This window comes from Aeromonas sp. 600886 (genome assembly GCF_049174935.1).
Taxonomy (GTDB): domain Bacteria; phylum Pseudomonadota; class Gammaproteobacteria; order Enterobacterales; family Aeromonadaceae; genus Aeromonas; species Aeromonas veronii_A.
In genome coordinates this window covers 24219-47054 of sequence record NZ_JAAKUB010000012.1, presented here as the reverse complement: position 1 = coordinate 47054, position 22836 = coordinate 24219, and the positions used below count along the sequence as shown (strand labels likewise).

Sequence of the window (22836 nt, the reverse complement as noted above, 5' to 3'; positions counted from 1 at the left end):
TGCGAGGTTCTCCGCTCATTAAGAATGCAATCACAGCATGATGGGGATAAAGCGGCTGGCTCACAAGAGCCAGCACTCAGTTATGTTGGATCGGCAGGCGAATATGGAACTGGGCGCCCTGGCCCGGTTCGCTGGCACAGCTGATACGGCCTTTCAGCAGTTGCACCACCAGGTTGTAGATGATGTGGGTGCCCAGACCGCTGCCACCCTGCCCCCGCTTGGAGGTGACGAAGGGATCGAAGATGCGCGGCAAGATTTCGGGCGGGATGCCGCGGCCATTGTCCGAATAGTCGATAAACAGCTCCTCTCCCTGCTGTTCCACCTTGATGGTGATCTTCTTCGGTTTGTCCCAGTTGTCGAACCCGTGGTTGATGGAGTTGAGGATCAGGTTCGAGTAGATCTGGGTAAAACTGCCCGGGAAGGAGAATATAGACAGCTTGGGATCGCACTGGATATCCACTTCGCACTGGCTCTTCTTCAGTTTGTGGCCAAGCGAGACCACCACCTGATGGAGGTTGTCGGCGAGGCTGAAGTTGTAGCGTGCTTCCGATGACTGGTCGACCGCCACCTGCTTGAAGCTGGCAATCAGCTCGGAGGCGCGCCGCAGGTTGCTCTGCAGCAGCTGCATCGACTCGTCGAGGTTGACGGTGAACTCGTTGAGATAGGAACGCGACAGCTGTTTTGACTCTATATGAGATTTGAAATCGGCAACCCGTTCCTGCAGGTAGGAGGAGGCGGTCACACTGATGCCGATTGGGGTATTGATCTCGTGTGCCACCCCGGCCACCAGCGAGCCGAGGGAGGCCATCTTCTCCGACTCCACCAGGGTTTGCTGGGCTTGTTTCAGGTCGTCGTACGCCTTGCCCAGCTGGTTGTTGGCTTCGCTCAGGCTGCGGGTACGCTCCACCACTTTTCCTTCCAGCTGCTCGTTGAGCTGGATTATCTCCCGCTCGACCTTTTTCAGCTGGGTGATGTCGTAGCCGAAGCCGATCTGGTACTTGAGGTTCGGCCCTTCATAGAAGGGTACGAAGGTCCACTGCAGCACCAGCTCGTGGGCCTGCTGGTCATGCATGATGACCTCTTTGTCCGCCAGTGAACCTTCCGCCGCCAGAATATCGTTCAGCTCTTCCCGTTGCGCCGGGCTGACAAAGAGATCCAGCCAGTTGTGTTGCAACAGCTCCTGCTGGTGGTAGCCGGTCAGCAGTATGGCTGCCGGGTTGATGCTGGCGATGGTCAAGTCTGGTTCCATGCAGCAGATGACCATGTTGGCGGAGTTGATCAGGGTGGCGGAGAAATCCCGCTCCTGTTGCAGCTGTTCCACCGCCTGATGACGAGCGACCAGCTCGTCACGTAGCCGGGTGCGCATCTGGTTGAGGGTGGATACCAGGGTATCCAGTTCGTCGGGTTTCTTGCGCGGCTGCGGGCGGCCTTCCAGCTCCAGCGCCATGTCGAGCCGATCGAGGTTGAACTTCTGGGCGTAGTTGGCGATGCGGTTGATGTGCCTGACCACCAGATAGTAAATGATGATCAGGATACAAAATGAGACCACCAGGGTCTTGATGGTCTGGCTGACCATGATCAGCACTGACTTCTCAATCAGACGCTGGTAAATCTGCTCCAGCGACGCGGCGACAAACAGCTTGCCGACAATTTCCCCCTGATAGGTGAGATTGAACTCCTGGGAGATGTCATAGCTTTCCCGTTCTACTCCCTGGGTCAACAGTGGCACTTCGGAGTTGCCGAGCATCTCCTTGACCATCACAAACTGCATGTTGGGCAGGTTCATGATCCCTTCGATCTGCACTTTGACCTGCTCCTCATCGAGGTTCCACAAGCTGGCGGCAATAGGTTGCAAAAAGGAGGCTTCGATCTGGCCGATGCTGTCTTCGATGACGGCGACATCCTTGCGGTAATCCCAGGCGAGTTGCAGCACCGTAATGATCATCGCCAATACGGTACTACACACCAGAATATAGGAGAGCAGGCGGTATGAGAGTCCGTTGCGGCCTACGGCCTCGGCGGTCTTGGAGATGAGTCCTGACATGGCGTCCTTGCGGTCTGGATGTTGTGTTTTTTAGTTTAACTGCTTCATGGACTTATGTCGTCTTTCCTGCGAACCATAAAAAAGGCCCCGTATCGGGGCCTTGGCAAGTGATTGATGATCAGTGTCCGCCGTTTGCCTTGGGCGGAATGGTTTCATCGAATACCGGCAAGGGTTTGTGCTCGGAAGCCAGATAGGTGTAGATCACCGGCAGTACGAACAGGGTGAACAGGGTACCGATGGCAAGGCCTGCCACGATGACGATACCGATGCTGAATCGTTGTGCTGCACCGGCGCCTGCGGCGTAGAGCAGCGGGATCAGACCGGCAATCATGGCGGCGGTGGTCATCAGGATCGGACGCAGACGCACCTTGGCGGCTTGCATCACGGCTTCCATCCGGTTCATGCCGCGCAGCAGCTGCTCTTCCTTCGCTACTTCACAGATCAGGATGCCGTGCTTGGTAATCAGACCCACCAGGGTGATGAGGCCCACCTGGGAGTAGATGTTCATGGTCGCCAGTCCCCAAGCCAAGGCAATCAAGGCCCCGCTGATGGCGAGCGGTACAGAGACCATGATGACCAGCGGGTCACGCACCGACTCGAACTGGATCGCCAGCACCAGGAAGATGATCGCCAGTGCCAGCGCGAAGGTGGCATAGAGCGCATTGCCTTCGGTGACGAACTGACGGGCTTCACCCATGAAGTCGTAACGATAGCCTTGCGGCAGCTTCTCGTCGGCGGTGGTCTGGAACCAGTTGATCGCATCACCCATGGCCACACCCGGAGCCGGAACGGCACCGATAGTGGCGGAGTTCAGCTGGTTGAAGTGGGGCAGGGCGCGGGGCTCGCCAACCACTTCAATGGTGATCAGGCTGCCGAGCGGGATCGACTTGCCATCTGCGGCCCGCACGTAGTAGCCCTTGATGGACTCCGGATTGAGACGGTATTTGCGCTCGACCTGCGGGATCACCTCGTAGGAGCGGCCATCCAGGTCGATACGGTTGACGTAACCGTCCGCCATCATGGTGCCCATGGTGATACCGATATCCTGCATGGTGATGCCGTAGGCACCCGCCTTGTCCTTGTCGATGCGGATCTTCATGGTGGCGGAGTCGTAGTTCAGATCGAGATCCGAATAGACGAACTGACCGTTACTCTGCGCCGCGGCCAGAATTTCACCGGCCACCAGGAACAGGCTTTCGAAGCTGTTCGGGGTGGTGATGACGAACTGGATCGGCAGACCACTCGATGCTCCCGGCAGTTCCGGGAACTGGAAGGTGGTGATGGCCATACCCGGGATGTCTTTCACCAGATTGGCGACCCGATCCAGCACCTCTTTCTGGCTCGCTTCACGTTGGCTCCAGGGCACCATGGAGGCGATACCGAACGCCTGGTTGGCGTTGAACACCCCTGAGAAGACCTGGGAGAAGGCGATCTCGGGCTGCTCGTCCAGGATCTTGTTCACATCCGCCATGGTGTTTTCGATGTAGTCCAGGTTGGCGTTGGACGGTGCGGTACCCAGCACGGCCATTACCCCCTTGTCCTCTGACGGTGCCAGTTCGCTCGGGATGAACTTGAACAGCAACGGCAGGCTGGCGAACACGATGACGGCGAACACCACGATGACGGGGCGCTTTTTCATCACGGCGTGCAGCATGCTGTCGTAGCGATCGGTCATCCGTTCCAGCAGGTGGTGGACCGTGCTCTCGAATTTGCCCGGTTGCTCGTTGGCCTTGAGCATCTTGGAACACATCATCGGTGACAGGGTCAGGGCGATGATGCCCGAGACGAACACGGCACCTGCCAGGGTCAGGGCAAACTCCTTGAACAGGGAGCCGGTGATACCCCCCATCAGGGCGATAGGTGCGTATACCGCCGCCAGGGTGACCGTCATGGCGATAACCGGCACCGCAATTTCACGGGTACCGATAATGGCGGCCCGGAACGGCTCTTCACCTTCTTTGATATGGCGGTCGACGTTCTCCAGCACCACGATGGCGTCATCCACCACCAGACCGATCGCCAGCACCATCGCCAGCAGGGTCATCAGGTTTATCGAGAAGCCGAACATATCCATCATCATCACCACGCCGATAAGACTGAGCGGAATGGTGATGATCGGGATGATGACCGCGCGGAACGAGCCGAGGAACAGGGTGATGACCACCAGAACGATGGCGGCTGCCTCCAGGATGGTCTTGATAACCTCGTGGATGGACTCGTTGATCGCCACGGTGGAGTCATACATCACGTTGAGACGCATGGTGCTCGGCATATTGCGCTCAAGGCTCGGCAGCAGTGCCAGCACATCGCGGGCGATGTTGATGGGGTTGGCTGTCGGGGCGGCGTTGACCGCCATGACCACGGCTTCGCGACCATTGGCGCTGGCACGATAGACATCGTGACTCTTCTCGAGGGTTACCTTGGCGATGTCCGCCAGACGGATCACCTTGCCGTCGCGGGTAGCCACCACCAGTCGCTTCAGCTCGTCGACATCCTTGACCTGGGTCTCGGCATTGCCATTGAACAGGGTGAAGTAACCGGTCGCCTGACCTGTCGCGGACTGATAGTTGTTGCTGTTGAGCACCGTCATCACGTCGCTGGCAGTCAGGTTGAAGGCCGCCATCTTGGCCGGATCCAGCCATACCCGCAGGGCAAACTCGACACCGCCGTAGAGGTCAACCTTGGAGACCCCGCCGACAGTAAAGAGCTGCGGCTTGATAACCCGCTCCAGATAGTCGGTGATCTGGCTGGAGTTGAGCTCCGGGCTGGTAAAGCCGAGGTAGAGCACCGCCGTGGTTGAACCGGTGGAGGAGGTGACCGAGGGGTCTTCCGCCTCTTTCGGCAACTGAGAGCGCACCGAGTTCACCTTCGCCAGGATGTCGGACAGCGCGGCGTTGGGGTCGGTATTGAGCTTCATGTATGCAGTGATGGTGGAGCTACCCAGCTGGCTGGAGGAGGTCATGAAGTCGATGTTGTCGGCTTGCGCGACCGCCTGTTCCAGCGGCTGGGTGATGAACCCCTGGATCAGATCAGAACTGGCGCCATAGTAGCCAGTGCTGACGGTGATCACCGTGTTGGTCACCTCGGGGTATTCCCGTACCTGCATCTTGAAGATGGCCTGAAAGCCCAGCAAGGCGATCAGGAAGCTGAGCGAGATCGCCAGCACAGGCCGTTTTATAAATATGTCAGTAAATCGCATCGCAGATCTCCGCGCTTACAGCATCGGGGTTTGTGCCGGAACGGCCAGGGCATCGTTCTCGACCACATGCACCTTGGTGTCGTTGCTCAGGCGAACCTGACCCGACAGTACGATCTGGTCACCGGCCTGGATGCCGGAGAGCACATGCACATCGTTGCCACGGCGCTCACCCGCCTTGACCACAACCTGCTTGGCTCGCAGCACTTTCACCTTGTTACCCTCTTTGTCGGTCTCTTCGCCCTCTTTGAGCACATAGACGTTCTGACCGTAAAGGGTGAAGGAGATAGCGGTCTGCGGGATCACGATCTGATCTTTCACCGTCGGCAGAATGATGCTGGCGCGGGCGAACATACCGGAACGGAGCTGACCGTCGTTGTTCGGAATGTCTGCCTGTACCTGGATCAGGCCGCTCTGGAAGTTGACCGCAGGCTCGATGGCGGTGATATGGCCGTCAAACTGGGTTTGCGGATAGGCATCCACATTGATCTTGATGGTCTGGCCCAGCTTGATTTTGGAGATATCGGTCTGGGGCACGGTGAAGCGCAGACGCATCACGCTGGTATCTTCCAAGCGCACGATATCTGTGCCTGGTTGCAGATACTGGCCAAGGAACACATTGCGCAGGCCGACCACGCCGCTAAAGGGCGCGCGCACTTCACGACGGGCAATGGTCGCCTTCAGACTCTCGATATCCGCTTCCAGCGAGCGATAGGCCGCTTCGGCTTCATCCAGCTGCTCTTTGGAGATGGAGCTGGTCTTGTAGAGGTTCTGGAAGCGTTCGAATTTGGCTTTTGCCGCTGGCAGCTTGGCCTGGGAGGCGCGCAGATTGGCCTTCTCCACGGTGGAGTCCAGGCTCAGCAGCAGTTGGTCAGCCTTGACCGGTTTGCCCGACTCAAAGGTGATGGCATCAATGGTGCCAGCCAGTTCGGTGGAGAGGGTCACCCCCTGATTCGGCTCGATGAAGCCGATCGCTTCGATGGTCGGTACCCAATCCTGCGCCTTGGTCACCATGGCGGTGACGGGGAACTCGGGTTCCGGCCGGTTGGCCATGTATTGGGCAATCATCTTCTGTTTGAACAAATTGAAGCCGATGACGCTGCCAAACAAGGCGATCGCTATCAGCAACATAATGGCCATCCACTTTTTCATGAACAGGCTCCTGAGGTGGAAAGATTGGGGGATAAAATGGCATTCCAGCTGGCCCGGATCGCGGTTTCCAACTGCGATTCGGTCAGCGTGATGTTGTGCACCCTGCACTGCAGGGCCAGATGCATGACACTGTCCAGACTCAACACCTGGAGTGCCCGTATCGGTAAATCAATAAACAATCCTTGTTCAACGCCCTGTTCAAAAAATCGGTCCAGAGGCTCCCAGGCGGCCAGAATGACAGGATTGGTCTCCAATTCTGCCCCTAGCGGAGAGCTCTCGTACTGCAATTTGCACCGGATAGCGTTGGGTTCGTTAACAAAAATGGCATGAATATTGAGCCATAATTGGCGAAATTGTTGAAATGAAACTTTATCGATTGCTACATCGGCCATGACCATGGGCACACACTGCAAGATAGTGTGCTGGTGCAGTTGCCGGATCAGATCATCCTTGTCGCCGAAGTAGCGATAGATGGTGCCGGTGGCAACATTGGCCTTCTTGGCGACTTCTGCAATCGACAGACCATGAAAACCCCGTTCACCCAGCACCTCATGGGCCGCGTTGAAGATGCTCTCTTTTTTATCCAGAATCATCAGTGTGACTTTCGATTGAATGAACGTTCATTCATTCTAGATGGGCATCAAATCAAGTCAAGGCAGCAAGGTGATTTGTGACAGCGATCTGCCCCTTTTCGGCTGGCAGCAGGGGAATAGTGGAAGAAAAGTGCGCAATGTGCTTGAAAAAGCAACGAACAGTGTTTCGGTGACAGAAAAGTGTAGACAAACCAGCAACCATCATTAATAATGCGCCCCGTTCGACAGCGTAGCGCCCGTAGCTCAGCTGGATAGAGCGCTGCCCTCCGGAGGCAGAGGTCACAGGTTCGAATCCTGTCGGGCGCACCATCAAAAGTGCGTCGGTTAAACGGGCGTTGTTGTGGAACGAAAACAGCTGTGGTGGCTGTAGCTCAGTTGGTAGAGTCCCGGATTGTGATTCCGGTTGTCGTGGGTTCGAGCCCCATCAGCCACCCCATTTTACAGCTTGTCAGGTACGCGAAGGTGGCGGAATTGGTAGACGCGCTAGCTTCAGGTGTTAGTGCCCCCCGGGTGTGAGGGTTCGAGTCCCTCTCTTCGCACCATACTTGCTGTATGACGAGGATGGCCATCAGGTCGTCTTTGTTTTTTTGAAGTAAACTATTTTGAAAGAAATAGCCTCGGTGATTAGCGCAGTCCGGTAGCGCATCTGGTTTGGGACCAGAGGGTCAAAGGTTCGAATCCTTTATCACCGACCACATTTAGAAAAACCTCGCTTCGGCGGGGTTTTTTGCTTTCCGGCCTCCGCCGTGCCAGTACTCTCTCCCTGTTACGTCTGTTTACACTCTATTTGGGCAGCGCGCCCCGCCTTTCGGTTATGCTTCAGCCTCGAGTCACTGACAACCGGATGTCATCGGCCCATTTCAGGCATTTTTCCATGAATAACAAAATTTCCTTTGCTTGCTCTCCTGCCCTGCTGGCTGCCTTGCTGCTGGGGGGGTGTACCATCAAGCCGCTATCAACCGATGAAATTATGGACTCAATCGCTTCGAGACCGTCGGAAGATCGGGTGATCTCTCCCTTGCTGACCAGCGGCGGCTTTTGTGTCGCAGTATCCCGACAGAAGGTGTTGGCACAACCTTGCAGCGGAAAAGACGATCAACTGTTCGAGTGGGATCTGGGTGAGTTGCGCCTGCAGGATCTCTGTTTGCAAGCTAAAAACGACAGCGAAGTGATGCTGGCCCCCTGTGACGGTCAGGCGCAGTGGGAGTGGCAGAAAGACAAGCTGTTCAATAGCAAGGTCTCCCGCTGCCTCGATGTGGCCGGGCGACGCCATACCCCCGGCACGCCGCTGCGGCTGGCCGAATGTTACGGTGGCGCAAACCAGAGCTTCAGCTGGCAGCGGCCCAATCCCTGGCTGGAAACCCTGAAAAAACAAAGCCTCACATGGTGAGGCTTTGTTGAATCGAATGTCGGGATGAAGAGGATCAGGCGGCGCTGACGCTCTCCAGCTCGAACAGCTTCTCCAGATAGACGGCGACGCCATCTTCGTCGGAGGTGAGGGTCTGCTCATACTCCGGCAGCGCCATTTTCAGGCGGTCATGGGCGTTGCCCATCACGATACCGCGTCCCACCATGGTCAACATCTCGAAGTCGTTCATGCCATCCCCGAAGGCGATCGCCTCGGACATATCGAACCCGTTCTGCTCCAGCACGGCACGCACAGCATTGCCCTTATGCACCCCGGCGTGCATCACTTCGAGGCAGTCCGGCAGGGAGAAAGTGACGTTGAGCTGATCGCCATAGCGCTGGTTGAGGTGCGCCTCGATTTTCAGCAGCTTCTCGTGGTCGCCGATGTAGAACACCTTGTTGATCTGCTCTTTCGGTTCCTGTTTCAGGTCATCGACCAGACGGTAGGTGAACCCTGACTCGTCGTGGAACTGCAGCAGCCAGGGCAGCTCCTCTTCCACCACCCAGTCATCACCCTGATAGACATTTAGGTGGATAGAGGGGTCGCGCTCCAGCGCAATCAGTTCGGCGGCGATCTCGGTCGGCAGCGGCTGGTTGAAAATCAGCTGATCCTGTTTGTCATGGACCACGGCGCCATTGGAGGTAATGAGGTAGATGTCCATCCCCAGCGCATCGCGGAAGCTGCGTACGTCAACGTGATGACGGCCGGTGGCGACCACGAATTTCACACCTTGTTCTACCAGGCGGTGCAGGGTATCCCGGGTACGGGGAGAGATCTGGTGCTGCTTGTTGAGCAGAGTGCCATCGAGATCGGATACAACTACCTTGAACATCATTACCTCGGCATCGATTGAAAACAGGGGCAGTTTACCTTAGCCCGCACTGTCACCCCATTTATTTAGGGTTACAAAAAATAGCCAGCTCAGAAGCGGGCGAAAAAGTCGACCATCGCGGTCAGGGCTGGCTGGCGCTTGTCATCGGATTCGATAAACAGCTCGTGCCAGGCACCCTCGATGCGCAGTGGTTTGCCCCCTTCGCACTTGGCTATGGTGCAGAAGCGATCCTGCGCGGCATTGTCCACCACGCTGTCGTTGCCAGCCTGCAGTACCAGCAGCGGGGTTTTGATGGCGCCCGCATCGGCGATGGCGGCATCGGCACCTGTGATCCCCTGATAAATCCAGTGGGCGGTGGCGCCACCCAGCTTGATCTGCGGGTGCTGCTCGTAGATTTGGCGGAACGCCTGATAGCGGGACTGACTGTGAGTCAGCTCGTTGTCGGCAAAGCCGTGATCCTGATAGGTGCTCTGACCCGGCCCATAGGGTGGTTCGCCAAACCAACCGCCGACCGTGCCTATGGTGCTCGCCAATCCCTTGGCCAGCCACTTGGGCAGACCGCCGAGATTGATGCCCAGCATGGGGGAGGAGAGCACGGCCGCCTTGATATCATCGGGCCAGCGCTCCAGATAGCGGGCCGAGATGGCACCGCCCATGGAGTGGGCCAGCAGGAACAGCTTGGCAGGTTGGTCCGCCATGATTATCTGGTCGTGAAACTGCTTGAGATCGAGCACATAATCGTCGAATTGGTCGACATATCCCTTCTGCGGGTCATTCAGCATCCGGCCAGACATTCCCTGACCGCGATGGTCGATGAGATAGAGGCTGTAGCCCTGACGCCAGAGATCCCACGTCAGCTCCTGATACTTGAGGTAGCTTTCGACCCGGCCATTGACGATGAGGATGGCGCGATCAACCTTCTCCTGCCGCAGCGCGGCATAGCGGATGGTCACCCCGTCCTTGCCCTTGAACTCCCCTTCAACCGCATGCTGGCGCCAGAAGTCGGGTAGGATTTGCTGGTAGAGGCTGGGTACATCGGCTTCGCTGGTGAGCTGATAGGTATTGGTCACGGCAAGGGCTCCGGCAGAAAACAGGGTCAGGGCCAACAGGGAAAGAGAGAGGGGTTTCATCAGGCACACTCCTGTTGCCAATGGTGATAAAGGGCAGCGATATCCTCCGAGCAGAGCAGCGCCATGCAGGCTTGCAAGCGAGGCAGGGGCCAGTCCCACCACTGCATCTCTTGCAGCATGAGGATCTGCTCATCGCTGAAACGACGGCGGATCGGCTGAGCCGGGTTGCCGCCGACTATGGTGTAAGGGGCCACATCCCTGGTTACCACGGCGCGGGTGGCGATGACGGCGCCATCACCTATGGTGATGCCGGGCATGATCATCGCTTCCGAGCCGATCCAGACATCGTTGCCAATCCGGGTGTCTCCCTTGCGCAGAAAGCCGCTGCGGGCCCCTTCGCCAAAGGTGTCGGGATTGAACGGGAAGGTGGAAACCCAATCCAGCCGGTGGCCCTGATTGCCCGCCAGCACGAAGGTGGCGCCCGAGCCGATGGAGCAGAACTTGCCGATGATCAGCCGATCCACCTCGCCCCAGAGGCCGCTCTCCCAGGTGTCGCGGGTCGAGCCATCGCCGAGCAGGTAACGGACGCAGTGATCCTCGAACGGCTTGCCGTGGTAGTAGCCGGAGTAGTAGCTGTAGTCGCCGGCCTCTATGTTCGGGTTGGTCAGGTGATCCCGGATGATTTGCGATTCCAGCCAGCTGCCAAAAGGGTTCTCCATCACTCCTCCTGCGGATCGTCCTGCTCGCTCTGCTGCGCCCACCCTTTGCGGGTCAGCTGCATCCGTTGCCACCACTCTTCGTCCGCCAGAATTTCACCGGCCGGGCCGAGCTGGGGGTAGGGCATCTCTTTCTCTTTGCAGAGCTGGGCATAGATGGGATATCCACCCTCGAACAGGATGCTGTTCTGCTCCTCCGGAGTGAGCGGGCAGCCGCGCTGATAGCAACCGGCCAGCTCGCGCTGACGCTGCGCTTCGTAGAGGATGGCGGCAGCAGCCACCGAGACGTTGAGGGACTGCACCATGCCCACCATGGGGATGACGATATGGTGATCGGCCAGTGCCAGCGCCTCCTCACCGATGCCATGCTTCTCCTGACCCACCAGAATGGCGGTCGGTTTGGTGTAGTCGATAGCGCGAAAATCGACGGAGCTGTCGGAGAGGTGGGTTGCCAGGATCTGCATGCCTGAAGCTTTCAGCTCGGCAACGGCTGTGCCGATATCCGGGTGCAGTTTTACATCCACCCAGTTCTGGCTGCCGCGGGCGGTGCCCTTGCGCTTGTGGATCCAGGTTTTGGGCCAGACGGCGTGTACCCGGTGGATGCCGATGGCATCGGCGGTACGCACGATGGCGGCCAGATTGTGAGGTTTGTGTACCTCTTCCATACAGACGGTCAAATCGAGCTGACGCTGGGCCAGCATGTCGGTGATGCGCTTGAAGCGTTCGGGGGTCATGGCTTGTCTCAATAAAAGCAGCAGGCGGCTTGCGCCGCCTGTGTTCAGTTCTTCTGTCGGCTCACCTTGAGCACGTTGGGCATGACGCGGATCTTGCGCATGATGTTGGCCAGGTGGATGCGGCTCTTGGTGGTGATGAGCAGGCTGACCTGATAGACCCGGCCATCCTTCTCTTCGGTGCTGATGGCGTGAATATTGGCGCCGGTGGCGGCAATCACGTTGGCCAGCTCGGCCAGCGCACCCTGATGGTTGACGATCTCGATGCTGATACCGGTGCGGAACTCCTGTTCCTGCTCCTTGTCCACTTCCCACTGCACCGGCAGGTACTTGTCCGGCTCCTTGCTGTAGCCCTTGATGTTGCGGCAGGCTTCCTGGTGGATCACCAGACCCTTGCCCGGGCTGATGTGGGCGATGATGGCATCCCCCGGGATCGGACGGCAGCAGTTGGCGAAGGTGACCAGCATGCCGTCGGCACCCTTGATCGGCATCTTCTTGCTGCTGGTTTTGGGCTGTTCTTCCGGCGGCAGTTCATCCCCCAGCATACGGCGCGCCACCATGACGCTCATGGCGTTGCCGAGGCCCACATCGGCCAGCAGCCCCTGCAGGTTCTCATGCTTGGTATCGGCCAGCACCTGTTTGATGCGCGGCTCGGGGATGTCTTCGATATTCTTGGCGCCCAGCGCATGGTTGAGCAGGCGGCGACCCAGCACCACCGACTCTTCGGTGCGCAGGTTTTTGAGGAACTGACGGATCTTGGAGCGCGCCTTGGTGGTCACCACGAAGTTGAGCCAGGCCGCGTTGGGGCGGGCGCCCGGCGCAGTGATGATCTCCACCGTCTGGCCCGAGTGCAGCGGACTGCTGAGCGGGTAGGGGTGGCGGTCGACCCGCGAACCGACGCAGGCGTGGCCGATATCGGTGTGCACCGTGTAGGCAAAGTCCACCGGCGTTGCGCCAGCGGGCAGCTCCATGATGCGCCCTTCGGGGGTAAAGACGTAGATTTCGTCGGGGAAGAGGTCGGTTTTGACCCCTTCGATAAATTCAAACGAGCTGCCGGCGCTCTGTTGCAATTCCAGCAGGCTCTGCATCCAGCGCTGGGCGCGGATCTGGGCAGTGGTGCCCGAACTGTCGCCATCCTGCTTGTAGGCCCAGTGGGCGGCAACCCCTTTGTCGGCCATCTGATCCATGAACTCGGTGCGAATTTGCACCTCCACCGGTACCCCGTGCGGCCCCACCAGCGAGGTGTGCAGCGACTGGTAGCCGTTGGTCTTGGGGATGGCGATGTAATCCTTAAAGCGGCCGGGGCGCGGTTTGTAGAGGCTGTGCATCTGCCCCAGTACCCGGTAACAGGTATCTATGTCCTTCACCTTGACCCGAAAGGCGTAGATATCCATTACCTCATGAAATTGCAGCTCTTTTTTCTCCATCTTGTTGTAGATGGAGAAGAGGTTCTTCTCGCGGCCACTGACCTGATGCTCGATCCCCGCCTCTTTCAGGCGACCGCTGATTTCGCTCTGGATGGAGTCGATGATCTCGCGACGATTGCCACGGGCGCGGCGCACCGATTCGCGCAACACGCGGGATCGCATCGGATAGAGCGCCTCGAAGCCCAGCTCTTCCAGCTCGTTCTTCATGGTGTGAATACCGAGGCGGTTGGCGATGGGGGCGAAGATTTCGAGGGTTTCCCGAGCGATACGGCGGCGCTTGTCAGGGCGCAGGGAGCCCAGGGTGCGCATGTTGTGGGTGCGGTCGGCCAGCTTGATCAGAATGACCCGGATATCCTGGGTCATCGCCATCACCATCTTGCGGAAGTTCTCGGCCTGCGCCTCTTTGCGATCGCGAAACTTCAGCTTGTCGAGCTTGGAGACCCCGGCCACCAGTTCTGCAACCGCGTTGCCGAATTGTTCGGCCAGATCGGCCTTGGTGACAGAGGTGTCTTCGATGACGTCGTGCAGCACGGCGGCCATCAGGGTTTCATGATCGAGGCGCATGTCACCCAGGATCCGGGCAACGGCAACAGGGTGGGTGATATAGGGTTCGCCACTGGAACGCATCTGACCCTGGTGGGCATCACGGGCCACCACATAGGCTTGCTTGAGCTTCTCAACCTGCTCTGGCGGCAGGTAGGAACTGGCTATTTCTTTAAGGTTTTCAAATAAATACAAGACAGTCCCCGCAGCGGTGAAACGGCAATTCGTGGAATTGAGGGTATAGCCCTGAGTTTGCGAGGTTTTCGAGCGGTTGTAAATGGGGATGAACAGTCGGCACCCGGGCGGGTGCCAACCGGAGGAATAACTTAACCGCGGCCTTCGGCGATGGCAGCAACGGCAGCCAGCTCGGCGGCTTCCTGCTCTTGCTGTTCGTAGCGGTCCTGGGTGTCCATCACTTGATTGTTCACCAGACCCAGCTCGATCTCACGCAGGGCGATCACAGTCGGCTTGTCGTTCTCTTCGTCGACCAGGGGATCTTTGCCTTGTACCGCGATTTGACGAGCGCGGCGCGCGGCGACCAGCACCAGGTCAAAACGGTTACCTACCTGTTTTACAGCATCTTCTACAGTAACGCGTGCCATGCAGGACTCCAGTGTTTGGGCTTTCTGTATTTAGAAAAGCAGTGTTTAAAAATGACGCAAAAGTTTACTTGTTTTTGGCTTACTCTGCCAGTAGCTGTTGCAGCAAGTTTTTTTGAGCCTGTTGCTGGTGACGCATCTCCAGCCGTTGGCACTCAATAATGGACCTGAGCTGGAACAGCGCCTGCTCGAAGTCTTCGTTGATAATGACATAGTCATACTCGTCGTAGTGCACCATTTCGGCAATGGCTTTCGCCATCCGGCCGGCAATCACTTCGGCGCTGTCCTGACCGCGCCCAATCAGGCGGCGCTCCAGCTCTTCGCGGCTGGGGGGCAGGATGAAAATGGATTTGGTCGACATCTGCTCGCGGATCTGGCGGGCACCTTGCCAGTCGATGTCGAGGAATACGTCGATCCCCTTGGCCAGGCAGGCTTCGATGGCGGCGCGTGAGGTGCCGTAGTAGTTGCCGAATACTTCGGCCCACTCCAGAAAATCACCACGCTCGATCAGCGCCTTGAACTCTTCCACCTGAACGAAGTGGTAGTGTACGCCGTGCTCTTCGCCCGGGCGGGTGGCGCGAGTGGTGTGGGAAACCGATAGCTGCATCTTGCCAGCTTGATTGTGGTTGGTCAGCAAGGCATTGAGCAGACTGGATTTACCCGCGCCGCTCGGAGAAGAGATGATATAGAGTGTGCCTTGTTGCGCCATATTATTACCTTTAATCGAAACCGCTGTTTTGGTTGTAGCAGAGACCGCCGTCTTGTGCCCGAAAGGGAGACAGCCAAACGCAAAACGCGGAAAATTCTTGAGTCAGGGTGATGTAAAGGCGGCGAATTTTAGCAGAATGCGGCGAATAAAAAAACGGCCGGAATCATATTCCAGCCGATCAAAGTATTCGTAGCTTGCTGCGGGAGCGTAACCCACATCAGCCTGCATTGTGCCTTTGGCTGAGGGCAGAGGCTATCAGGTTATCCCTGCCTGATGGCTCGGAATTCCCGAGGTGCCCTGTCATTACGGCAGTTGACGATCTGCACAGAGGCGGTCGAAGGCGGTGATCACCTGCTCGCTGGTGATTTTTCGCATGGCCTCCGGGTCTTTGAGACGGGTGCGCCAGCTCAATTCGGCCAGCGGCTTGCCGGTCTCCTGTTCGACCAGCTCCTGATAGACGCTGACCACGTAGTCGCGGCACAGATAGGGGCCGGTGCGGGCCGGATTGTGGTGGGCATAGAGACCGATCACCGGCGTGCCCACTATGGTGGCCATATGGGTGGGGCCGGTATCGGGGGCCAGCACCAGACTCGCCTCACCAATCAGCGCCAGCAGTTGCTTGAGGTTGGTCTGCCCCACCAGATCGACCGGTTTGCTCTGGCTTAAGCGCTGGATCTCGGCAGCCAGATCCCGCTCCAGTTTGGCAGGCCCGCCACAGAGATAGACCTGAAAGCCCTTGTTGGCGGCGTGATCTGCCAGCGCGGCATAGCCTGCGGCCGTCCAGTTTTTGAATGCCTTGCTGGCGGCTGCGCAGATAAGCAGAGTCGGTTTGCCGCCAATCTTCTCCCTTGCCCACGCCTGATGATCGGCGCTGATGGGCAGTTGCCAGTCCGGGGTCAGATCCTTGATGCCAAGCTCTTTGGCGAAGGCGAGGAAACCGTCCAGCACATGGGGGGAGGCAGGCGAAGGCACTTTGTGGTTGGTGAACAGCCACTGGCCGTCGTTGGCCCGCTCCCGATCAAACCCGAGTTTGACCTTGGCGCTGATGCCGAGGGTGGCAATGCTGGCCCGCATCGCCGCCTGCAGGTGGAGCAGGGCATCGAATTTGCGCCCCTTGAGGGTATGCCAGAGATCGCGATAGCCGCGCCACCCCTTGCTCTTGTCGAAGGGGATTACTTCGACGCCGGGCAGATCAGCAAACAGGGTTGCCTCGATTTTGCCGGTGATCCAGGTGATGCGGGTTTGTGGCCACTCCCGCTGGATGACGCGCACCAGCGCCAGTGCGTGGCAGCAATCCCCGATGGCGGAGAGCCGCAGGATGCAGATGGAGGAGGGGGGCGTTTGAAATAGCGGCATGTTGTGGCGCACGGCTGGCAAAAAGGGTGGATGGCATTATGCAAACTCCCCTCTGGATTGTAAAATTGCGCACAATCGTCAGCCAGGATAGGCCGGGCCCAGCGCCATGACCTGTCTCTGCACGTCGTTGATTAAAGGCCACTATTGCGGGCATGCCAGAGCGGCAGCCTCATCGCCAATTGAAAAATTGCGATCCATGACCCACCGAGCGGGATCTCCACGATGCGAGTACAGACCGAACACAACCAGATCTGCTGGTATGCCGAAGGGGCCTTTCGCGACCCCTCTCCCCAGTTATTCGATCCTGCCTGGTGGCAGAACAACCGTCAGGTGGTGGGAACCTCCATCGGGCGGGGGGTGACCTGGTTCGTCAAGGATGAGTCCCGCCATCTGGTGCTGCGCCACTACTATCGCGGCGGCATGGTGGGCAAGGTGGTGCGGGATCGCTTTTGGTTCGAAGGGGTTGAGTCGAGCCGCGCCATGGCCGAATACACCCTGCTGGCCAAGCTGTGCGAGCTGGGGCTGCCGGTGCCGCGTCCGTTTGGTGCCCGCATGGTCAAACAGGGCCCCTTCTATCGTGCCGATATCCTGATTGAGCGAATTTGCGGTGCCAAGGATATGGTGGCGCTGCTCAAGCAGGGGCCGGTGGCGACCGAGGTGTGGCACAAGATAGGCCAGACGGTGCGCCAGCTGCACGATGCCGGGGTCTATCACGCCGATCTCAACAGCCACAACCTGCTGCTCGATAAAGAGGGCAAGGTGTGGGTGATCGATTTTGACAAGGGGGCGATCCGCTCCCCCGGCGAATGGCAGAAGGCCAATCTGGAACGCTTGCTCCGTTCATTCAATAAAGAGTCTCAACTGCACACCAGTTTCCACTTCGTACCGGAGAACTGGCAGACCTTGATGAACGGGTATCAGGGAAAAGCGATCTGACCCTGTTGCTCGGCGTGAACGCCAATGTTACTTATTGAGCAGGTATTCAGATCCTGTTTCGAGGTCCCCCATGGAAATGCTCAAGACACCTTTGGTCGATGTGACTGCCCGGCTTGATCCGGGTCTGCTGTCTGATGCCATGGCGCTGCTGGAGGCGGGGATCTGGAGCTGGTCAGCCCAACATGGACTACAGCGTGATCCCTCCTGCCTGCGCCTGTTGGGATTGGGAGAGTGCTGGCCGGATGATCTCGGCTGGCTGGATCGGGTTCATCCCGACGATGTTGCCCGGCTGGAAGATGCCCTGCTCGCCTGCCAGAGCGGCCGCAGCAGCGGTCTGCGCCTCGAATACCGCATTTTGCATCATCACGGTCACTACATCCGGCTGGAAGAGCGAATGCGTCGCGATGAGCGGGGGTATCTGCTGGGGGTGGTCCGTCACCTCGATCCTGCCGTGGTGCTGGTGGAGGAGCGACATGGCACCGATCCGCTGACCGGTCTGGAGAGCCGTGGCCGTTTCGAGCAACTGCTTGAAGAGCGGCTGGCGACCGAGAGCGGCACTTTCAGTCTGCTGCAGTTTTCGGTCGATCACATGGCCAAAATCCAGCAACTGTTTGGTGAAGCGGCTTGCGACGCCATGCTGGCCAAGCTGGCGCGTATCGTGCGTCACGAACTGCGGCGGGAAGATCCCTTCGCCCGCTGGGATGAGGACGGTTTTATCCTGATGCTCTCCCAGACCGAGCGGATGAGTGCGCTGGAGATCGCCGAGCGGCTGCGCCTCGAGATTGCCGATGCCAGCCTGCTGTCACAGCGGCCGGTCACCGTCAGCATCGGGCTGGTGCAGAGTCAGGCTGGCGAGCAGCTCGATCATCTGCTGGCCCGGCTGGCCAGCTGTCACAGTCAGGCCAGACGGGAGCACAACACCGTCGTCGGCTGAGTGCGGTCAGGGTTGGCCGCGCTTGTCACGCTGGCAGACCCAGAGCGAGGCCAGCATCAGCAGGCCGCCGATGGTCAGTCGGGTCAGGTCGGTATCCTTGCCCCAGAGCAGCAGATTGACCAGCAAGCCGGCCGGAATGAGCGCATTGTTCATGATGGCCAGCACCCCGCTGGTGACCAGCGTCGCCCCCTTGTTCCAGAGGAAGTAGCCGAGGCCGGAGGCACCCACCCCCAGCCAGAGCAGAATGCCCCACTGCAACCCTGACGTTGGGTATTGCGGCTTGCCCAGCAGCCACCAGGCGGGCAGTGCGATCACCAGCGCTCCCAGATAGAAGCAGCCGAACACCGCCAGTTGCGGCGGTTGCTCCGCCTCCCTTGCCAGCAGTACCTTGTAGCCCACTTGACCCAGGGCGAAACAGAGGTTGGCCCCCTGCACCACCAGAAATCCCAGCACATAACTTTCGGTCAGGCCGTCGAAGCGGATGACGGCAGCCCCGAGCACCGCCAGCAGGGCACCCCACAGATAAGTGGGCTTGAAGCGCCCTTCCAGCAAGTCGTGGAGCAGGGTGACGTAGATGGGGGTGAAGATGGTAAAGACCAGCACTTCCGGCACTGTCAGCAGCAGGAAGGAGTGGTAGTAGAAGAGATACATGATGCCGAGCTGGATGGCGCCCAGCGCCATCAGCTTGGCCGCCAGATCGGGGCGTAGCCAGCGGCGGCGCAGGAAGGGGAGAAACACCAGACTGGCGAGGGCGATGCGGGTCAGCACCGAGAAGTAGGCATCCACCTGGCCAGCGAGGTAGACCCCGATCAGGCTGAAGGAGAATGACCAGAGCAGGGTGACCCCTATCAAGTAGTTCATGTGTTTGATTTATCGTCAGTTGTCAATTTTAAGGGGGCTATGATGGCCGAGATGGAAGAGGCAATCCAGCGTTTATGGGCGCGATTGCCACAGGTCGGAGCATTTTCCTTTACCGCCAGCAATGGCGAGGGGTCGGCGACCGACTGGAATGGTCGGGGCGAGGGGCGTGTGCAGGTGACCGATCATCAGGGTGGCTGGCTGTTTAACGAGCAGGGCCGTTACATCACGCCTCATGGCAGGGAACTCGCCATGCACAACCGCTTCTGGTGGCAGCGCAGTGCGCGGGGGATCCGTCTCTCCCATCTGCGTTATGAAGCGCCGGTCGAGCTGTTCGAGCTGCTGCCGCAGGGGGATGGCCGCTGGCTGACCGCCGAGCCCCATCTGTGCGGGGCGGATCACTACAGCGCCGAGTTGACCGAGATCGACGGCGGTTTTCTGCTGAGCTGGCAGATCACCGGGCCGCGCAAGAACGAGCGACTCAGCTATCGCTATCTGATCTGACGCCGGCTGGCAGGCATAAAAAAACCGGCGCAGAGCGCCGGTAGCGGGGGACAAATCGGAGGTTTTTTAAAACAGTCCCAAAAACAGGAGAGATAGACTCTCGTCACACATTCAGAGATGGACTTCAGGCATTCAGGGCATAGCTCAACATGGCTTGCAGCTTGCTATCGAAGAACCAGGGCAGCAGTACCATCAGCAGGCCCAGGATCCCGGCCAGCCGCTGGCGATATTGCCAGCCGGCAATCAGTACCAGACCACCGCACAGTGTGGTCAGGATGCCTGACATAGGGAGACCTCGCGCTGCATGCGACGCTGTTGCGCCCACTGGTTCATGGCGACCGAGCCGAGGATCAGGGCCAGAGCAACACCTGTGGTGGGATGGATCTGCTCGCCGAGGAACAGGGCACCCAGCATCACGCCGAACAGCGGCACCAGATAGTTGCTGAAGGAGGCGAACGTCGGGCCGGCCTTCTGGATCAGCGCCATGTAGAGGAAGTAGACCAGACCGGTGCAGAGGGTACCCAGCACGGTGATCGCGCTCAGGGCCTGGGTGCTCGGCAGGGTCAGGCTGCCGAGATCAACCATGAAGGGGGCGACCAGCAGCAACTGGATTGCCGAGGAGATCAGGATATTGCGGGCGACCACGACCGGATGGTCCTTGGCGAAGCGCTTGATCATCAGCAGACCGATGGCGAAGCAGCTGGCTCCCAGCAGGATGGCCATGGCACCGAGCAGACCGGCGTTCATGCCCTGGGAGAGTTTCGGCCAGAACAGGGTGAGTACACCGGCAAAGCCGATGATCACGGAAAGCAGACCGGTTTTGGTGATTCTTTCACCAGAAATAAACAGCGGTGCAGCCAGAATGGTCACAAACGGGATACAACCCATGACCACGGCGGCGATGGCGCTATCCACATACTGTTGGCCCCAGGCGACCATGATGAAGGGGATGGTGGCATCCAGCAGGGCGATCAGCATATAGGTGCGCCACGGGGTGTGCTCACTCTTGAGCCGCATGAACAGGCAGAGCAGACCCAGGGTCAGGCTGCCGCACAGGGCACGACCGGCAGCCACCAGAATGGGGGGCAACTCGGCAACGGCCTGGTGCATGAAAATGAACTGGGAACCCCACAGCAGGCCAATGGCCAGCAATAACAGATAGCTACGCATTTGAATCTCCGATGTATTAAGCCAGCGCATTCTAGGCAATCTGTTACTATGGTAAAAATGAATTGTTGGCATTTAACTATGGCTAATATCGATGGATAGCTCGCTCGCCCGTCTCGACCTCAACCTGCTCGCCGTATTCGATATGCTGATGCAGGAGCGCAATGTCACCCGTGCCGCCGAACGGCTGCATCTCTCCCAATCCACCGTCAGTCACGCCTTGGGGCGGCTGCGAGTGGCGCTGGATGATCCGCTGTTCGTGATGAGTCGGCGCGAGATGATGCCGACCGAGCGAGCCAAGGCACTGGCCGGTCCGGTGCGCCAGGCGCTGGCGATGCTGGAGCAGGGATTGCGGCAGGCCAAGGGGTTTGATCCCGCCACTGCGCGGCGGATTTTCCGTATCGCCACCCCGGGCTCGGTAGAGCACGGGCTGGTGCCGGTGCTGGTGGACAGGCTCCATCGGCAGGCCCCTCACTGTCGGCTTGAGGTGTGCGAGCTGGCGGACAGCGACTACGAGCGGGAGTTGGAAAAGGGTGAGCTGGATCTGGTGATCGGTTTCGCCGGGGCGAATCACCTCTCACCCCGTTTGTGGCGGGAGGAGTGGTTCAACAACCCGCTGGTCTGCCTGTCGCCGCTCGGCAGCGAGTTGCCCGATGTACTGACGCCGGTTGAGCTGGTGAGCCGCCCCCACATCCACACCTCCAGCTGGGGTCACAGTCAGGCGATGGTGGAGCTCTGGCTGGCCCGTTTCGGGGTGGAGCGGGAGCTGGGGGTCAGGTTGCCGAGCTTTATGGCGGTGCCGCCGTTGATGGCGACCGGCCGCTATCTGGTGGTGGTGCCCGAGATGATCGGGCGCCACTTCTGCCGCTACTACCCGCTGCGGATGCACCAGCTCGACCCCGCCATCCCCATCGTCTACCTGATGGCGGGGCACCCGCTGACCGCCCATGACGAGGCGATCGGCTGGTTCAAGAGCCTGTTGCACCAGTTGGTGTTCGACCTCTACGGCGACGATGCACTCGGGACCCCCGCTCAGCGGATGCTGGCGAAGTAGTCGAGCCCCATGGCACTTTTCACCTCCGCCAATACCTCATCGGTGATGATGCGAGCCTGCTCGGTGCCCTGATAGAGCAGCTCCAGCAGCATCTTCTTGTCGGCAATGGCCGCGGCCCGGCGCTCTCGCATCGGGGCGAGCAGGGTTTGCAGGCCGTCATTCAGCACCTGTTTGCAGCGCATGTCCCCCAGTCCGCCGCGCCGGTAGTGCGCCTTCATTTCGGCGACCAGCGCCTTGTCGGGGTGGAAAGCATCGAGATAGGCGAACACCGTATTTCCCTCCACCTGACCCGGATCGCTCACCTTGAGGTGGTTGGGGTCGGTATACATGGCGAACACCGCCTGTTTGACCTCTTCCGCCGACATGCCGAGCTCTATGGTGTTGCCGAGAGACTTGGACATCTTGGCCTTGCCGTCGATGCCGGGCAGGCGGCCGGTGTCGCTCAGGATCGGCTGGCATTCGGTCAGCACCTCTTTGCCTACCAGAGAGTTGAAGCGGCGGACGATCTCGTTGGTCTGCTCCAGCATCGGCAGCTGATCCTCCCCGACCGGCACATGGCTGGCGCGAAAGGCGGTGATGTCGGCGGCCTGACTGACCGGATAGACCAGAAAACCGGCCGGCAGCGTGCGTTCAAACCCTTTTTGCTGGATCTCCGCCTTGACGGTGGGGTTGCGCTCCAGCCGCGCGACGCTGACCAGATTGAGGTAGTAGCAGGTGAGCTCGGCGAGGGCGGGCAGGGCGCTCTGCAGGCAGAAGGTGGTCTTGGCCGGGTCGAGACCGACTGCCAGATAGTCGGCCATCACCTCCAGCACGTTGTCTGTCACCTTGGCCGGGTTGTGGCCGTTGTCGGTCAGCGCCTGCAAGTCGGCGATCATCACGAACTGGCGGTAGTGGTGCTGTGCTTCGACGCGCTGGCGCAGGGAGCCGACATAGTGGCCGATGTGCAGTTTGCCGGTGGGACGATCGCCAGTCAGGATAACGGGGTTGTGCATGTCACTCTCTCCAGT

General features: G+C 59.1%; 21 protein-coding genes and 4 tRNA genes. 9 read left to right on the top strand and 16 right to left on the bottom strand.

The window, feature by feature from the left end; translation table 11 throughout:
• Window positions 1–76: 76 nt before the first annotated feature.
• The 4 genes from G5179_RS11150 to G5179_RS11135 form a co-directional block, all read right to left on the bottom strand.
• Window positions 77–2044, bottom strand: a complete 1968-nt coding sequence (locus G5179_RS11150; RefSeq protein ID WP_245148451.1) for an ATP-binding protein — start codon at window positions 2042–2044, stop codon at window positions 77–79.
• Between the two features lie 118 nt (window positions 2045–2162).
• On the bottom strand, window positions 2163–5243 hold the full coding sequence (locus G5179_RS11145) for a multidrug efflux RND transporter permease subunit (RefSeq protein ID WP_216952542.1): 3081 nt from the start codon (window positions 5241–5243) through the stop codon (window positions 2163–2165).
• Between the two features lie 15 nt (window positions 5244–5258).
• Window positions 5259–6392: an efflux RND transporter periplasmic adaptor subunit gene (locus G5179_RS11140; protein WP_216952544.1), complete on the bottom strand. Its 1134-nt coding sequence runs from the start codon at window positions 6390–6392 to the stop codon at window positions 5259–5261.
• Window positions 6389–6985, bottom strand: a complete 597-nt coding sequence (locus tag G5179_RS11135) for a TetR/AcrR family transcriptional regulator (RefSeq protein ID WP_005339267.1) — start codon at window positions 6983–6985, stop codon at window positions 6389–6391. The genes G5179_RS11140 and G5179_RS11135 overlap by 4 nt, the downstream gene beginning before the upstream one ends.
• A 232-nt stretch (window positions 6986–7217) precedes the next feature.
• Here G5179_RS11135 and G5179_RS11130 point away from each other — a divergent pair.
• From G5179_RS11130 to G5179_RS11110, 5 genes are all read left to right on the top strand, one after another.
• Window positions 7218–7294, top strand: a tRNA-Arg gene (locus G5179_RS11130).
• Between the two features lie 51 nt (window positions 7295–7345).
• Window positions 7346–7421 (top strand) — tRNA-His (locus G5179_RS11125).
• A 20-nt stretch (window positions 7422–7441) separates the two neighbouring features.
• Window positions 7442–7527: transfer RNA gene (locus G5179_RS11120), tRNA-Leu, on the top strand.
• A 76-nt stretch (window positions 7528–7603) separates the two neighbouring features.
• Window positions 7604–7680: transfer RNA gene (locus G5179_RS11115), tRNA-Pro, on the top strand.
• 179 nt (window positions 7681–7859) lie between these two features.
• Window positions 7860–8375 carry a ricin-type beta-trefoil lectin domain protein gene (locus tag G5179_RS11110; protein WP_421258371.1) on the top strand — a complete coding sequence of 172 codons (516 nt, stop codon included), beginning with the start codon at window positions 7860–7862 and terminating at the stop codon, window positions 8373–8375.
• 34 nt (window positions 8376–8409) lie between these two features.
• Here the strand turns inward: G5179_RS11110 and G5179_RS11105 are convergent, their stop codons facing one another.
• From G5179_RS11105 to G5179_RS11070, 8 genes are all read right to left on the bottom strand, one after another.
• A complete protein-coding gene (locus G5179_RS11105; RefSeq protein WP_005339262.1) occupies window positions 8410–9225 on the bottom strand; it encodes a Cof-type HAD-IIB family hydrolase in 816 nt (271 codons plus the stop codon).
• 89 nt (window positions 9226–9314) lie between these two features.
• Window positions 9315–10355, bottom strand: a complete 1041-nt coding sequence (locus G5179_RS11100) for an alpha/beta fold hydrolase (RefSeq protein WP_421258370.1) — start codon at window positions 10353–10355, stop codon at window positions 9315–9317.
• Entirely contained in the window at window positions 10355–11014 is a 660-nt protein-coding gene (locus G5179_RS11095; protein WP_266135177.1) for a CatB-related O-acetyltransferase, read from the bottom strand. The genes G5179_RS11100 and G5179_RS11095 overlap by 1 nt, the downstream gene beginning before the upstream one ends.
• Window positions 11014–11745 (bottom strand): tRNA (guanosine(18)-2'-O)-methyltransferase TrmH, encoded by a 732-nt coding sequence (trmH, locus tag G5179_RS11090; protein ID WP_159162642.1) that lies wholly within the window; start codon window positions 11743–11745, stop codon window positions 11014–11016. The genes G5179_RS11095 and trmH overlap by 1 nt, the downstream gene beginning before the upstream one ends.
• Before the next feature lie 44 nt (window positions 11746–11789).
• On the bottom strand, window positions 11790–13907 hold the full coding sequence (gene spoT / locus G5179_RS11085; protein WP_005339255.1) for a bifunctional GTP diphosphokinase/guanosine-3',5'-bis pyrophosphate 3'-pyrophosphohydrolase: 2118 nt from the start codon (window positions 13905–13907) through the stop codon (window positions 11790–11792).
• Between the two features lie 131 nt (window positions 13908–14038).
• Entirely contained in the window at window positions 14039–14314 is a 276-nt protein-coding gene (rpoZ, locus tag G5179_RS11080) for a DNA-directed RNA polymerase subunit omega (RefSeq protein WP_005307060.1), read from the bottom strand.
• 79 nt (window positions 14315–14393) lie between these two features.
• Window positions 14394–15020 (bottom strand): guanylate kinase, encoded by a 627-nt coding sequence (gene gmk / locus G5179_RS11075; protein WP_421258369.1) that lies wholly within the window; start codon window positions 15018–15020, stop codon window positions 14394–14396.
• 303 nt (window positions 15021–15323) lie between these two features.
• Window positions 15324–16376 (bottom strand): glycosyltransferase family 9 protein, encoded by a 1053-nt coding sequence (locus tag G5179_RS11070; RefSeq protein WP_421172827.1) that lies wholly within the window; start codon window positions 16374–16376, stop codon window positions 15324–15326.
• Window positions 16377–16598: 222 nt separating this feature from the next.
• On the opposite strand from G5179_RS11070, the gene G5179_RS11065 reads away from it, so the two are divergent.
• Window positions 16599–17312: a 3-deoxy-D-manno-octulosonic acid kinase gene (locus G5179_RS11065; protein WP_421258368.1), complete on the top strand. Its 714-nt coding sequence runs from the start codon at window positions 16599–16601 to the stop codon at window positions 17310–17312.
• Window positions 17313–17382: 70 nt separating this feature from the next.
• On the top strand, window positions 17383–18246 hold the full coding sequence (locus G5179_RS11060; protein WP_216952557.1) for a sensor domain-containing diguanylate cyclase: 864 nt from the start codon (window positions 17383–17385) through the stop codon (window positions 18244–18246).
• Between the two features lie 6 nt (window positions 18247–18252).
• Here the strand turns inward: G5179_RS11060 and G5179_RS11055 are convergent, their stop codons facing one another.
• Complete coding sequence (locus G5179_RS11055) at window positions 18253–19107, bottom strand: carboxylate/amino acid/amine transporter (RefSeq protein ID WP_129503003.1); 855 nt, start codon at window positions 19105–19107, stop codon at window positions 18253–18255.
• A 39-nt stretch (window positions 19108–19146) separates the two neighbouring features.
• Between G5179_RS11055 and G5179_RS11050 the strand changes: the two genes are divergently transcribed.
• Window positions 19147–19608 carry a DUF6314 family protein gene (locus G5179_RS11050; RefSeq protein WP_307895906.1) on the top strand — a complete coding sequence of 154 codons (462 nt, stop codon included), beginning with the start codon at window positions 19147–19149 and terminating at the stop codon, window positions 19606–19608.
• 124 nt (window positions 19609–19732) lie between these two features.
• Here the strand turns inward: G5179_RS11050 and G5179_RS11045 are convergent, their stop codons facing one another.
• Together G5179_RS11045 and G5179_RS11040 are read right to left on the bottom strand one after the other, a co-directional pair.
• Window positions 19733–19894 (bottom strand): hypothetical protein, encoded by a 162-nt coding sequence (locus G5179_RS11045; RefSeq protein ID WP_005339236.1) that lies wholly within the window; start codon window positions 19892–19894, stop codon window positions 19733–19735.
• Window positions 19879–20778: a DMT family transporter gene (locus G5179_RS11040; RefSeq protein ID WP_005357113.1), complete on the bottom strand. Its 900-nt coding sequence runs from the start codon at window positions 20776–20778 to the stop codon at window positions 19879–19881. The genes G5179_RS11045 and G5179_RS11040 overlap by 16 nt, the downstream gene beginning before the upstream one ends.
• 91 nt (window positions 20779–20869) lie before the next feature.
• Between G5179_RS11040 and G5179_RS11035 the strand changes: the two genes are divergently transcribed.
• Window positions 20870–21829, top strand: coding sequence for a LysR family transcriptional regulator (locus G5179_RS11035; protein ID WP_058056572.1), 960 nt, complete (start codon window positions 20870–20872; stop codon window positions 21827–21829).
• Here the strand turns inward: G5179_RS11035 and trpS are convergent.
• A complete protein-coding gene (gene trpS, locus G5179_RS11030; RefSeq protein WP_421258367.1) occupies window positions 21808–22821 on the bottom strand; it encodes a tryptophan--tRNA ligase in 1014 nt (337 codons plus the stop codon). The genes G5179_RS11035 and trpS overlap by 22 nt on opposite strands.
• Window positions 22822–22836 lie beyond the last annotated feature (15 nt).

Bases quoted from the DNA above. Each gene is read 5' to 3' on its own strand.
- trpS (WP_421258367.1), bottom strand. From the start codon at position 22,821: ATGCACAACCCCGTTATCCTGACTGGCGATCGTCCCACCGGCAAACTG.
- G5179_RS11055 (WP_129503003.1), bottom strand. From the start codon at position 19,107: ATGAACTACTTGATAGGGGTCACCCTGCTCTGGTCATTCTCCTTCAGC.
- G5179_RS11110 (WP_421258371.1), top strand. From the start codon at position 7,860: ATGAATAACAAAATTTCCTTTGCTTGCTCTCCTGCCCTGCTGGCTGCC.
- G5179_RS11105 (WP_005339262.1), bottom strand. From the start codon at position 9,225: ATGTTCAAGGTAGTTGTATCCGATCTCGATGGCACTCTGCTCAACAAG.
- G5179_RS11060 (WP_216952557.1), top strand. From the start codon at position 17,383: ATGGAAATGCTCAAGACACCTTTGGTCGATGTGACTGCCCGGCTTGAT.
- G5179_RS11140 (WP_216952544.1), bottom strand. From the start codon at position 6,392: ATGAAAAAGTGGATGGCCATTATGTTGCTGATAGCGATCGCCTTGTTT.
- G5179_RS11050 (WP_307895906.1), top strand. From the start codon at position 19,147: ATGATGGCCGAGATGGAAGAGGCAATCCAGCGTTTATGGGCGCGATTG.
- rpoZ (WP_005307060.1), bottom strand. From the start codon at position 14,314: ATGGCACGCGTTACTGTAGAAGATGCTGTAAAACAGGTAGGTAACCGT.
- G5179_RS11135 (WP_005339267.1), bottom strand. From the start codon at position 6,985: ATGATTCTGGATAAAAAAGAGAGCATCTTCAACGCGGCCCATGAGGTG.
- gmk (WP_421258369.1), bottom strand. From the start codon at position 15,020: ATGGCGCAACAAGGCACACTCTATATCATCTCTTCTCCGAGCGGCGCG.
- G5179_RS11100 (WP_421258370.1), bottom strand. From the start codon at position 10,355: ATGAAACCCCTCTCTCTTTCCCTGTTGGCCCTGACCCTGTTTTCTGCC.
- G5179_RS11150 (WP_245148451.1), bottom strand. From the start codon at position 2,044: ATGTCAGGACTCATCTCCAAGACCGCCGAGGCCGTAGGCCGCAACGGA.
- trmH (WP_159162642.1), bottom strand. From the start codon at position 11,745: ATGACCCCCGAACGCTTCAAGCGCATCACCGACATGCTGGCCCAGCGT.
- G5179_RS11035 (WP_058056572.1), top strand. From the start codon at position 20,870: ATGGATAGCTCGCTCGCCCGTCTCGACCTCAACCTGCTCGCCGTATTC.
- G5179_RS11040 (WP_005357113.1), bottom strand. From the start codon at position 20,778: ATGCGTAGCTATCTGTTATTGCTGGCCATTGGCCTGCTGTGGGGTTCC.
- G5179_RS11070 (WP_421172827.1), bottom strand. From the start codon at position 16,376: ATGCCGCTATTTCAAACGCCCCCCTCCTCCATCTGCATCCTGCGGCTC.
- G5179_RS11095 (WP_266135177.1), bottom strand. From the start codon at position 11,014: ATGGAGAACCCTTTTGGCAGCTGGCTGGAATCGCAAATCATCCGGGAT.
- G5179_RS11065 (WP_421258368.1), top strand. From the start codon at position 16,599: ATGCGAGTACAGACCGAACACAACCAGATCTGCTGGTATGCCGAAGGG.
- G5179_RS11045 (WP_005339236.1), bottom strand. From the start codon at position 19,894: ATGTCAGGCATCCTGACCACACTGTGCGGTGGTCTGGTACTGATTGCC.
- G5179_RS11145 (WP_216952542.1), bottom strand. From the start codon at position 5,243: ATGCGATTTACTGACATATTTATAAAACGGCCTGTGCTGGCGATCTCG.